Source organism: Streptomyces sp. NPDC007875, assembly GCF_042868035.1.
Classification (GTDB): domain Bacteria; phylum Actinomycetota; class Actinomycetes; order Streptomycetales; family Streptomycetaceae; genus Streptomyces; species Streptomyces antimycoticus.
On sequence record NZ_JBIADZ010000022.1, the window covers coordinates 48,444 to 59,723 of the forward strand.

Genomic DNA, 11,280 nt, shown 5'->3' on the forward strand with positions numbered 1-11,280 from the left:
CTGGATGCGTCATTATCGCTTCGGCAATATCATGAGCGCATGGGAGGAGTGCCTGAATCGCACACTGGATGGACGTTCCTGACCAACCACGCCCGCGTGCTGGCCGCGATCGCCGACGATCCGAACGTGCGGATCCGCGAGATCGCCGCGCACTGCAGGCTGACGGAGCGCGCCGTCCAAAAGATCATCGTCGACCTGGAGCAGGACGGGTATCTGTCCCACACCCGTGAGGGGCGCACGAACACGTACCGCATCGAGCCGGGGAAGGTCCTGCGCCACCCGGCCGAGGCCGGACTCCCCGTGGCCTCGCTCCTGTCCCTGCTCCTCGAGGACGAGGCCCGGCGCAAGCAAGCCGACGGGTCCCTCGGCGGCGGAAACCCGGACCCGACGGCGCACTGACGCTCCTGCCCCACCGGGATCCGGCCCTGCCGCCCGACACCTCGACTACTCTGAAACGACCCTTGACGTCAGAGGTAGGAGTCACGGTGCGCATCGGTGAACTCGCCGCCCAGGCCGGCGTCAGTGTGCGAGCGCTGCGCTACTACGAAGAGCAGCACCTGCTCACCTCGGAGCGCAGCCCCAGCGGCCAGCGCCACTACCCCGACACCGCGGTCGCGCACGTCCTGATGATCCAGTGCTTCTACGCCGCGGGCCTGTCCAGCAAGACCATCCGCGAACTCGTCCCCTGCATGCACACCGGCGTCGCCACCCCCTCCATGCGCGCCCGCCTGACCTCCGAACGCGACCGTATGAACGCCCAGATCGCCGACCTGGCCAAGGCCCGCGACCACCTGGAGGCCCTCATGACCGCGGCCGACGGCATGGTCGACGGCGAGACCCGGTGCGCCCCGCTCAGCGCTTGATCCACCGTAGCGGCGGCGCGGGAGCAGGCAGGGCAGACGGCCGGTCAGCGGCGGGCGGCGCTCCCGCCGTGGTAGCCGAGTTCGAGGTAGCGGGTGCGGGTGCTCCAGGAGCCGAGGTCAGGCGTGTTGGCCAGGACGTCGTGACAGCGCGAGGCGCCGGAGGCCGCCTTACCGGAAGGGGCCCCCGGGTCACACGCGGGGCGCCCGGCCCAGAGCCGCACCCCCGACCGCGCCTCGGACTCGCGGACCGGCTCCCACAACCCCACCGAGAACATCCCGGCGAGCTGGTGCATGGCGATGAAGCCGACGATGCCGTCCTCGGGGTCCGAGGGGTCCGAGCGCTCGGTGAGGGCATGCCACAGGAAGTACGGGTTCGGTAGCCGCACGTCGGGCTGGAAGCGGTAGACGAGCCGGTCCAGCCTGATCGAGCCGATGCGCGGCAGCTTTATCCGGTTGAGCGGGACGACCTCGCGCTTGCCGCCGTTCCAGGTCAGCTTCTCGTTACGGCCCATGTAGCCGGGCTCGCTGTAGAACGTGACGTAAAGGCGTTCCCTGCGGTCAGGCCGCCGGTTGTGCAGCATGCCCGCGCCGACGGCGCCGCCCACGGACGCCAGGCCCGCCAGGAGGATTCTGGTCTTGCGCTTCATCGGGACGCGACACCTCGCTTCTGACCGGACGACCGCCTTCATCATGTGCCACGCCGAGGAGGCCCTTCATGGTTCCCCGCATCCCGCCGCCCGGCCCAACCTCAGCCACCTCTCTCTCCAGTGAGACGATCACGAGGACCGTATGAACGAATGCAGGGTGGGGAACGTGGCTGTTCTGGTGCTGCTCGGCCTCCTGACGCTTGCCGTCGGCGGATGCGCGTGTGTGGTGTGGGCGGAGCGTGGCGGGCCCCGCTGGGCCTGCGTGGTGGCGACCATGACGCTCGCCGCGGGGGAGCTGCTACGGCGCTCCGGGAAGAACCGACGCCGAAGCCTGAACCGGACCAGCGGTGACGGTGGCAGTGGCGGTGACTAGGGTTCCCCTGGATGCGGGGTCGGGGTGCCTATGATCAATCGCACTTCAGCTCCCCCCAGACCTGCTTGCCCCAGAGGTACCGGTCCGTCCCCCATCGGTCCGTGAGGGCGTCGACCAACAGCAGCCCCCGGCCTCGGGTGTTGTCGCCGTTGGAGTCCGTCCGCAGGAAAGGAACATTGCGGGACCGATCCACGACGCCGAGGCGGACGAATTTCTCGGACGGTCGGGTGACGACGACCCGGATCGACTCCAGACGGGCATGGTCGACGGCGTTGGAGACCAACTCGGTGATCACCAGCGCGGCGTCCTCGACCAGGTCCTCCTGGTCCCAGGCGGCCAGTGCGGTCCGCTCCAGCTTGCGGGCGACTTCCGCGCTCGCCGGTACCCGGCGCATGGTCTGGGAGCATCCGGGGTGCTAGTCGCTGCCCCGATACTCACCCCGGCCTCCATGGCGCACCGATGCGATCGTCAGCGGGGCTGCGAGCCGGGACCGACGTCCGGGACGATGAACCCCCGGATCAGCCCTTGGGCTTGGGGATGATGACGATCGGGCCGCCGTCGTCCGAGTGCTGGCACTTCGCGGCCACGGCGACGAGGACGCACGCGAAGACATCCCGCATCGAGAACGCACCCACTCCGCCGACACCGGACGACGTCCGCCGCTGGTGCCGGTCCTGCGGCGCTGAGGACCAAGCCGCCGACATCATCGCTCAATCGCGGGATGCCGAATCGCTGTATGTCGAATGGCGGCGCAAGGTACGTGCGGGCCTGAAGCGTCTGCAGGCCAGCTACGTGGAGCTGTACCAGTCGACGGAGCTGTTCCGGATCTACTCGCCCACCCTGGTGCCCCGGCCTGCTGCGGGCCGAGGGGTACGCGCGCGCTCTGCTGTCCGCCAACGCCCGTCTGCTCGACATTCCCGACGATGCCGAGGACGCTGCCGCCGCACGCCTTGAACGCTCGCGGGTCATTCACCAGCCGGGACACCGGTTCGTCATGCTGGTCGAAGAGGGCGTTCTGCGCTACCAGTTGGGTGACGAGGACGCGATGGCCGCGCAGCTTGGTCACCTGCTTACCGCTGGGGCCCTTCCGGCTGTGTCGTTGGGGATCATCCCCAGCGCGACGCGGGGGCGCGTCCTCTGGCCTCAAGAGCTGTTCCACGTTTACGACGACACCCTTGTGCCGGTCGAGCTGCTGTCAGCGCGGGTCCAGGTCACCCAGCCCTCGGAGATCGCGCTGTATCTGAAGGCGTTCGAGGAGTTGCGCAGCATGGCCGTGTACGGGGCCGAGGCGCGGGGATTGATCCTGAAGGCCATCGAGGCCCTGCGCTGACTCCGGGTGCGACAAAAGCCCCCGCCCGGCCCGGAGGCCAGAAGGGAGGGCCCTTCTCAAGATCCCGGGTGGTCACCAGTTGGCCACGGGGAGAGACGAAAGTGGCCGCTGTCCCGTTCTCACAGGTCAGCAGCCACTTCGTAGAGGGTGAGTAACGGGACTCGAACCCGCGACATCCTGGACCACAACCAGGTGCTCTACCAGCTGAGCTATACCCACCATGACCGGCGCTTTCCGCACCGGCCGAGAAAAAGTGTACAGGGTCCGAAGGGGTGCTCGCTCCCGGCTTTCGGGGTGTCGGGAGCGAGCACCGGGTCGGGCCGGCCCGGGTCAGGCCTGCCGGGCGGGCAGGACGTGCTTGGCCGCGATGGTCTTCGCCGTGTCCGAGTCCGGGCCGGGCGCCGGGACGAAGATCGCTTCACGGTAGTAGCGCAGCTCGGCGATGGACTCGTGGATGTCCGCGAGCGCGCGGTGGTTGCCGTTCTTCTTGGGGCTGTTGAAGTAGGCCCGCGGATACCAGCGGCGGGCCAGCTCCTTGATCGAGGAGACGTCGACGATCCGGTAGTGGAGGTAGCTCTCGAGCGTCGGCATGTCCCGGAGGAGGAAGCCCCGGTCGGTGCCGACCGAGTTTCCGCACAGCGGGGCCTTGCCGGCCTCGGGGACGTGCTCGCGGATGTAGGCCAGGACCTGGTCCTGGGCGTCCTCGAGCGTGGTCCCGCCCTCGAGCTCGGCGAGCAGGCCGGAGGTGGTGTGCATGTCGCGCACCACCTCGGGCATGGTGACCAGCGCTTCTGCGGGGGGCCGGACAACGATGTCCACTCCCTCGCCCTGGATGTTGAGCTCGGAGTCCGTGACCAGCGCGGCCACCTCGATAAGCGCGTCGTTCGCCAGCGAGAGCCCGGTCATCTCGCAGTCGATCCACACCATGCGATCGTTCATACGTCTCACCCTACGGGGCGTTCCCGCTGGCCGGGCAGGGACGGACGGCCCGGTGCGCGGCCCGCGGCCTGTTCGGGCAGGCGTGGGGCGTAGGCGTCCGACTCCGGTTTGCCAGGGTCCGGATGCGGAGCGTGATGGTGGTGCGGAGGATGCCCCGAGTGACCGGTGGGACCGCCGGGCGCGCCCTGTCGCCGCAGCGGCAGGGAGTGGTCGCCCGAGCGGGGTTCGATCACCTCGGCGCGGTCGGGCCGGTCGGCCCGCTCCAGCCGCTCCAGGCGGTCGGGGCGGTCCGTACGCTCCGCCGGCCCGCCTTGGGGCCTGCGGGCGCGGTACGCGGCCCGGTAGGCGGCCGGGGAGGACCCCAGCTGCCGCCGGAAGTGCCCGCGCAGCGCGACCGGTGAACGGAAGCCGCAGCGGCCGGCGACCTCGTCGACGGAGTAGTCGGAGGTCTCCAGGAGCCGCTGCGCCTGCAGCACCCGCTGGGTGATCAGCCACTGCAGTGGAGCGCTCCCAGTGAGCGAGCGGAACCTGCGGTCGAAGGTTCTGCGGCTCATATAGGCGCGGGCCGCCAGGGCCTCGACGTCGAACTGCTCGTGCAGATGCTCGAGCGCCCACGCCACCACCTCGGCGAGCGGATCCGCCCCGATCTCCTCTGGTAACGACCTGTCCAGATAGCGCTCCTGCCCTCCGCTGCGGCGTGGCGGGACGACCAGGCGCCGGGCGAGGGCGCCGGCGGCGTCCGCGCCGTGGTCGGTGCGCACGATGTGCAGGCACAGATCGATCCCGGCGGCGGTGCCCGCCGAGGTCAGTACGTCGCCGTCGTCGACGAAGAGCTCGCGGGGGTCCACATGGACCGACGGATAGCGTTTGGCGAGCGTCGGCGCGTACATCCAGTGGGTGGTCGCCGGGCGGCCGTCCAGCAGCCCGGCGGCGGCCAGTACGAAGGCCCCGGTGCACAGGCCCACGATCCGCGCGCCCTCCTCGTGCGCGCGGCGCAGCGCGTCGAGCGCGGCGGCCGGTGGCGGCTGGGTTATCGACCGCCAGGCCGGTACGACGACGGTGCCGGCCCGGGAGAGTGCCTCCAGGCCGTATGGTGCGGTCAGTTCCAGTCCGCCAGTCGTTCGCAGTGGCACATCTTCGCCCGCGCACACCAGCAATCGGTACCGAGGGACTCCGGCGTCCTGCCGGTCGATACCGAAGACGGAGAGCGGGATGGAGCTTTCGAAGATGGGGCCGCCGCTGAACAGCAGCACCGCGACGATTTCTCGTCGCCGGCGTCCGGAGAGCTTGCGCGAGGTCTCCGGTACGGTCGTGGAGTCCTGGCTCATGGCACTAAGCCCCCCTCGGTGGTCGCGTCCTCTCGGTCCTGCACGTTTCCCCTCGGTCCTGAACGGTTCCCCCGCCGGTCATGGCCAAGATCGAATCTACTGTGTCGCGTGTGGTCGCCGTGACCAGTTCACCACCCGCCACTATGTCGACATGGGAACTTGGCGCGAAGCATTCGATCACGAAGCGTTGCACTCGTAGCCCTCGCTGTGAAGTACGCCTTGTGCGGACACCCACTTCCCGTAGGGGGTACGTGCGCCGCGGACCCCTTTCCACGCTGGCCGGACGGGTGTTGAGCACGGCGTTTGCCAAGGGAAGAAGTGTGGCCCGAAGTTGGCTTAAAACAAGCGGGCGCATGCGTACGGATGCGTCATGCGACCGGCGTACGGCCGGCTCGTACATCCTCCCGGCTCGAGCGACGCTCCAGCGGCGCTCCATCGGCGCTGAGTGTACGGAGCGCTACGGACCGCGTCCTCGGCCTCGGGGCCTTCGTGCGTCCTCAGACGCGGCGGCCGCCCCGGTGCGCGCCGATCCCCGTACGGCCGTGGCGGCCCCGGTGCGGGCTGGCGCCGTCCGCGTCCAGCCGGGCCGCGGTGCGCTCGGAAAGGCGCAGCAGGGCGCGGCTGGCGGCCGTCACGGCGGCGAGGCCCGCACCGGCCCCCAGGGCGCCGCCGACCGGTAATCCGCACATGAGCAGGACGACGGGGACCACGGCGCAGCCGAAGGCCGCCCAGCGGATCACCTCGCTCACCGCGTCGCTAGCGGTGGGCTGGACCGGGGCTCGAGCGGGGCTTGGAATATGGGGCCGTCCGGGTGTCCCGGCCGTGTCGCCGGGGATGCCGCCGGGGGCGTCGTACTCGCGGGCGACGGACACGGGCAAGGCTCCTCTCGAGCGGCCGGCGAGATGTCGGCAGGGCGCTCCGCGCGGGGGTGGGGAGGGGCGGCGGGCCGGGGATCCGGGCAGGTGAGCGGGGCGCGCCGGGGCCGCCGTACCGGCTGCCGCTACTACAACGCCCGGCCCGCCCCCAGGTCACTGCCGGGCGGCCGCGCGGCGTGCCGCGGCGGTCCGGCCGGGCCGGGCACCGGGCCGGGGCCCGGGCGTGGCGGGGACCACTTGGGGCATTGCGTTACGGGCCGCCCTCCGGCATGCTCCGGGGAACGCTTCGGGCGGCTCCGCTCCCGTGGCTACCTCTGGGCAGGTGGTGAATGCCGCCGTACCCTTGGGGGTAAGGGCTTGGAAAGATGAATCCCGGACGGATTTCGACCCCTCGAGATCGTCCCCGAGCTCCAGCGGAGCTCAAGTCCCCCGACAACCCCCAACCTGAGCCCCCGCCGATCCCTCCGCACGAGGACATCCTTCGCCGAGACACCGATGGCCGGTCACGAAATCCCCGAACCCGCGGACCGCAAGCGGGTCGCCGATCACATGGCGACCCCCGAAGCGGCGGAAGAAACACGTCATTCCTGCGATCCAGCGTTCCAGCACGGTGTTGTGGTGGGATTCGACGGTTCCACGTCGAGCGAGCGCGCCCTCGCGTACGCCATCGGCATGGCCCGGCGCTCAGGCTCAGGGCTGATCATCGTCCACGTGGCCAACCGGCTGCCGACGACGGTGTGGGCGGGCTGTGAGCCGCCGGTCTTCGTCGACGTCCCCGATCACCGCACCGAGGTGCTGGGGCTTGAGCTGGCCTGCGCCGATCATCTCTCCGAGGTGCCCTGGATCCTCGTCGAGCGTGGCGGGGACATCTGCCATGAGCTGGAGGAGGTCGGCCGGGAGTACGCGGCCGACGCCATTGTGGTGGGCTCCACGCACGGGCTGGTGGGGCGGATCTTCGGCTCGGTCGCGGGGCGGCTCGCACGGCGGGCGCAGCGGCCCGTCATCGTCATCCCCTGAGCGTCGGCTGGGCGTCCCTTGGTTCTCTCCTGGCGTCCGCGGGGCATTCCCCGGGCGTCCCCTGACGTCCGCCGGGTGTCCCCCGGACGTCCGCTGAGCATCTCCTGAGTGTCACCGGGTGTCTCCTGGTGCCTCAGAGCGCTCCAGGCGCTTCACATGTCCCCGAGCGCCCCTGAGCGGCTCCTGCGGGCCTTCCCGGCCCCTCCAAGTCCCCGAGTCCTTGCGTGCCGTGCCTCCGGCGGCTGTTCGTCAAGCGCGGTTGTTCAGCCCAAAACCTCTGCCGTCGGCACGACTTGGCCCGGACGCCTGGAACCGGACACCCTCAACTCCCCTTGACCGCAGGTGAGATGGCGTCAAGTTCATCTTGACAACGGACAAACCTACCCGTGCGTAGAGGTGGATTGTGCGTTTGTGAGGGGTACAAAACGTTCGATCGTGCTGGCGCGCGGGAAGTGACGGTTCCCGCGCGTCGGCCAGCCGCCGGCGTAATAGGGCGACGTCGGCGAAGGGGAGGCGGCCCCCGCGTGCGTGGTGGCACACGCGGGGGACCGCCAAGGGGTTCGTGGAGGATTCGCCGAGGTCGCGTGGGGGTGCGGGCTACTCGACCGTCACCGACTTGGCGAGGTTGCGGGGCTTGTCGATGTCCCGGCCGAGCGCCAGCGCCGTGTGATAGGCGAGCAGTTGGAGCGGGATGCCCATGAGGATCGGGTCGAGCTCCACCTCGTTGCGGGGTACCACGATCGTGTGGTCCGCCTTCTCCTGCTCCCGGTGGGCGACGGCCAGGATCCGGCCGCTGCGGGCCTTGATCTCCTCCAGCGTCGCGCGGTTCTTCTCCAGCAGGTCGTCATCCGGCAGGACCGCCACGGTCGGCACCTCGGGCTCGATCAGCGCGAGCGGCCCGTGCTTGAGCTCGGAGGCCGGGTACGCCTCAGCGTGGACGTAGGAGACCTCCTTCAGCTTCAGGGACGCCTCGCGCGCCACCGGGTAGCCGCGGACCCGCCCGACGAACATCATGCTCTTTGCGTTCGCATATTCCGCGGCGAGCTTTTTGATCTCTTCCTCGCCGCTCAGCACCTCGGCGATCTGCTCGGGCAGCTTGCGCAGCCCGGCGATGATCCGCTTGCCGTCGGCGACCGAGAGATCGCGGATCCGGCCCAGGTGGAGGGCGAGCAGCGCGAAGGCGACGGCGGTGTTGGTGAAGCACTTGGTGGAGACGACACACACCTCCGGGCCCGCGTGGACGTACACCCCGCCGTCCGTCTCCCGGGCGATGGCGCTGCCCACGACGTTGACGACGCCGAGCACCCGCGCGCCCTTGCGCTTGAGCTCCTGGACGGCCGCCAGGGTGTCGTAGGTCTCGCCGGACTGGCTGACCGCGATGTAGAGGGTGTCCGGGTCCACGACCGGGTTGCGGTAGCGGAACTCGCTCGCGGGCTCCGCGTCCGCCGGGATCCGGGCCAGCTCCTCGATCAGCTGGGCCCCGATCAGGCCCGTGTGGTACGCCGAACCACAGCCGAGGATCTTGACCCGGCGCACCCCGCGCGCCTCGCGGGCGTCCAGGTTGAGCCCGCCCAGCCGGACGGTGGAGAAGCGGTCGTCGATCCGGCCGCGCAGCACCCGGTCCACGGCGTCGACCTGCTCGTGGATCTCCTTGTGCATATAGGTGTCGTGGCCGCCCATGTCGTACGACTCGGCCTCCCACTCCACGGTGGTGGGGGAGGTGGAGGTGCGGCTGCCCTCGGTGGTGTAGGTGCGGTAGTCGTCGGCCTTGAGGGTGGCCATCTCGCCGTCGTCCAGGGTGACCACCTGGCGGGTGTGGCTGACCAGCGCGGCGACGTCGGAGGCGACGAACATCTCCTTCTCGCCGATGCCCAGCACCACCGGCGAGCCGTTGCGGGCGACGACGATGCGGTCGGGGAAGCCGGCGTGCAGTACGGCGATGCCGTAGGTGCCCTCGACCATCGAGAGCGCGTGGCGGACCTTCTCCTCCAGAGTGGGCGCCTGGGAGCGGCCGATGAGATGGGCGAGCGCCTCGGAGTCGGTGTCGGAGGCCAGCTCGACGCCGTCGGCGGCCAGCTTGTCGCGCAGATCGGCGGCGTTGTCGATGATGCCGTTGTGGACGACGGCGACCTTGCCGTCCGCGTCCAGATGCGGATGCGCGTTGGTGTCATTGGGCGCGCCATGGGTGGCCCAGCGGGTGTGGGCGATCCCGGTGGTGCCCGCGAACCGCTTGGGAAGCCTGGCCTCCAGCTCGCGGACCCGGCCCTTGGCCTTGGCGGTCTTCAGCCCGGCGCTCTGGGCGCCCTTGGCGGGCTTGCCCTGGATCGCGATGCCCGCGGAGTCATAGCCGCGGTACTCCAGGCGCTGCAGCCCCTCCAGCAGCAGCGGCGCCACATCGCGCTTGCCGATGTATCCGACGATTCCGCACATGGTGTTCAGGCCCTCCCATTGATCGCTCGTGCATGCTCGTGCTCGTGTCCGGCGGTGGCGGCCGCCCTCGTGGAGTGGCGCCGTGGACCGGCGCCGTCAGCCGTAGACGATGCGGCGCAGCTGGCGCAGCGAGAGTTCGGGCGGGGCCACCGCGCGGTACGGCAACTCGGCCGTGATCCGCTCGAAGATGTCCGCGTTGGTCAGCCCGCCGGACTGCAGCTCGCGGTGGCGGCGCCGGACGAACTCCTCAGTCGTCTCGTCGAAGTACGCCAGTACGTCCAGCACCACCCGGCCCGCCTCGCCGCGGCTGAGCGGCGTACTGCGGACCAGGTGGTCGATCAGGTCATCGTGGGACATTCGGCGGTCGAGCATCCGTTGATACTGCGATGCGGCGAAGTGTTTCGCAACATTCCTGCCCGATATCGGGCAGGAGTGGGCCTCAATGGCGAGAAAACCGCTCCTTGATGACGCGAGCCCGTGTCTCAGGCGCCGGAAAAGCGGCGGAGCACGGCCTGTTTGGCGGTGGTGAACTCCGCCTCGGTGAGGATCCCGCTCTGGTGAAGATCGCCGAGTTCGCGCAGCCGTCGCAGCAGGACGTCGTGATCCACGCCACCCTCGTCGCCTGCGGCGGGCGGGATGCCCGCGGGCGGCCCGGGGGCGGGCGGCTGGGCGGGGAGTGCCTTCGCCGGGGCGCCCGGATGCGGCATCCGCGCGATGACGGCCGCCGCGACCAGCGCCATCAGCGGATCCTTCTTGAAGCCGTACAGCACCACGGCATGCGGGTCGTACTTGGGCGCGGCCGTCGCCGTGGCCTTCGCCACGACGAAGCGGAGATAGCCGTTCTCCAGCCCGGCCGCCGGGACCCACTCCACCAGCTCCAGGTCCGGCAGGAGGATCGTGCGCGGGCCGCCGGACTTCTTCGACTCCTCGGTCTTCCAGTTCCAGTCCAGCCGGATCCGCTCACCGTCGAACGAGGCCGTGGCGTCGCCCGCCGAGGCCGAGACCGGCACCGGGGGGCCGGGCAGCACATAGTGGTCGCAGGGGCCGGGCGGCACCTGATCCAGGGCCAGGCCCTGGCGGACCTCGTCGACCAGATACTCGGCGAGATCCCTACGCTCCGGTTCCACCGAGAGCTGATACGGATCGGCGGCGTCCGGCAGCTTGCCGCCGGTGGTCTGCAGCAGCGGGTCCGCCCCCTCGCGCAGCCGCAGCCGCAGCCGGCCCGACTTGCGCCCCGGCTCATAGGCGGCACCGGCCAAGGCCACCAGGGGGACCGTCAGTTCGCCGAGCGCCTGCCGTACGGCGTGCACACTGCGGTCCCGCCCCGGGACGATCCGGATCGCTTCCCCGTCAAAGCTCCAGGCGCCATCGCGCTGGGTGATTTCCGCCATGCGGGGAATTCTGACAGGCCCACAGCGACACATTGGTCTACACCTTGACCGCAACTGGGCGCCGCGGTACCCAAGATGCCACGTTGC

General features: G+C 70.2%; 12 protein-coding genes, 1 tRNA gene and 1 pseudogene. 5 read left to right on the forward strand and 9 right to left on the reverse strand.

Annotation, left to right across the window (positions count from 1 at the left end; translation table 11 throughout):
* Positions 1–39 precede the first annotated feature (39 nt).
* Positions 40–399 (forward strand): helix-turn-helix domain-containing protein, encoded by a 360-nt coding sequence (locus tag ACFYOY_RS34915; protein ID WP_351889679.1) that lies wholly within the window; start codon positions 40–42, stop codon positions 397–399.
* Between the two features lie 86 nt (positions 400–485).
* Entirely contained in the window at positions 486–863 is a 378-nt protein-coding gene (locus ACFYOY_RS34920; RefSeq protein ID WP_351889673.1) for a MerR family transcriptional regulator, read from the forward strand.
* A 44-nt stretch (positions 864–907) separates the two neighbouring features.
* On the opposite strand, the gene ACFYOY_RS34925 is transcribed toward ACFYOY_RS34920, so the two are convergent.
* Positions 908–1,510, reverse strand: coding sequence for a hypothetical protein (locus ACFYOY_RS34925; RefSeq protein WP_351889668.1), 603 nt, complete (start codon positions 1,508–1,510; stop codon positions 908–910).
* A gap of 157 nt (positions 1,511–1,667) precedes the next feature.
* Here ACFYOY_RS34925 and ACFYOY_RS34930 point away from each other — a divergent pair, with 157 nt between their 5' ends.
* Positions 1,668–1,883 (forward strand): hypothetical protein, encoded by a 216-nt coding sequence (locus tag ACFYOY_RS34930; RefSeq protein ID WP_351889971.1) that lies wholly within the window; start codon positions 1,668–1,670, stop codon positions 1,881–1,883.
* A gap of 34 nt (positions 1,884–1,917) precedes the next feature.
* Here the strand turns inward: ACFYOY_RS34930 and ACFYOY_RS34935 are convergent, their stop codons facing one another.
* Positions 1,918–2,277: an ATP-binding protein gene (locus ACFYOY_RS34935; protein ID WP_388591474.1), complete on the reverse strand. Its 360-nt coding sequence runs from the start codon at positions 2,275–2,277 to the stop codon at positions 1,918–1,920.
* A 146-nt stretch (positions 2,278–2,423) separates the two neighbouring features.
* On the opposite strand from ACFYOY_RS34935, the pseudogene ACFYOY_RS34940 reads away from it, so the two are divergent.
* Positions 2,424–3,213 (forward strand): annotated as a pseudogene (locus tag ACFYOY_RS34940) (DUF5753 domain-containing protein).
* 146 nt (positions 3,214–3,359) lie between these two features.
* On the opposite strand, the gene ACFYOY_RS34945 reads toward ACFYOY_RS34940, so the two are convergent.
* The 4 genes from ACFYOY_RS34945 to ACFYOY_RS34960 form a co-directional block, all read right to left on the reverse strand.
* A tRNA-His gene (locus ACFYOY_RS34945) sits at positions 3,360–3,432 on the reverse strand.
* 111 nt (positions 3,433–3,543) lie between these two features.
* A complete protein-coding gene (gene orn / locus ACFYOY_RS34950) occupies positions 3,544–4,152 on the reverse strand; it encodes an oligoribonuclease (protein ID WP_351889209.1) in 609 nt (202 codons plus the stop codon).
* A 5-nt stretch (positions 4,153–4,157) separates the two neighbouring features.
* Entirely contained in the window at positions 4,158–5,480 is a 1,323-nt protein-coding gene (locus tag ACFYOY_RS34955; protein WP_059142079.1) for a helix-turn-helix domain-containing protein, read from the reverse strand.
* A 497-nt stretch (positions 5,481–5,977) separates the two neighbouring features.
* Positions 5,978–6,352, reverse strand: a complete 375-nt coding sequence (locus ACFYOY_RS34960) for a hypothetical protein (RefSeq protein ID WP_351889201.1) — start codon at positions 6,350–6,352, stop codon at positions 5,978–5,980.
* A gap of 498 nt (positions 6,353–6,850) precedes the next feature.
* Here ACFYOY_RS34960 and ACFYOY_RS34965 point away from each other — a divergent pair, with 498 nt between their 5' ends.
* Positions 6,851–7,372, forward strand: coding sequence for a universal stress protein (locus tag ACFYOY_RS34965; RefSeq protein WP_093462001.1), 522 nt, complete (start codon positions 6,851–6,853; stop codon positions 7,370–7,372).
* Between the two features lie 597 nt (positions 7,373–7,969).
* Here the strand turns inward: ACFYOY_RS34965 and glmS are convergent.
* The 3 genes from glmS to ACFYOY_RS34980 form a co-directional block, all read right to left on the reverse strand.
* Complete coding sequence (gene glmS / locus ACFYOY_RS34970) at positions 7,970–9,802, reverse strand: glutamine--fructose-6-phosphate transaminase (isomerizing) (RefSeq protein WP_388591477.1); 1,833 nt, start codon at positions 9,800–9,802, stop codon at positions 7,970–7,972.
* Positions 9,803–9,898: 96 nt separating this feature from the next.
* Positions 9,899–10,174: a hypothetical protein gene (locus ACFYOY_RS34975; RefSeq protein ID WP_037953108.1), complete on the reverse strand. Its 276-nt coding sequence runs from the start codon at positions 10,172–10,174 to the stop codon at positions 9,899–9,901.
* 110 nt (positions 10,175–10,284) lie between these two features.
* Complete coding sequence (locus ACFYOY_RS34980) at positions 10,285–11,193, reverse strand: DUF4429 domain-containing protein (RefSeq protein ID WP_388591479.1); 909 nt, start codon at positions 11,191–11,193, stop codon at positions 10,285–10,287.
* Positions 11,194–11,280: the final 87 nt, after the last annotated feature.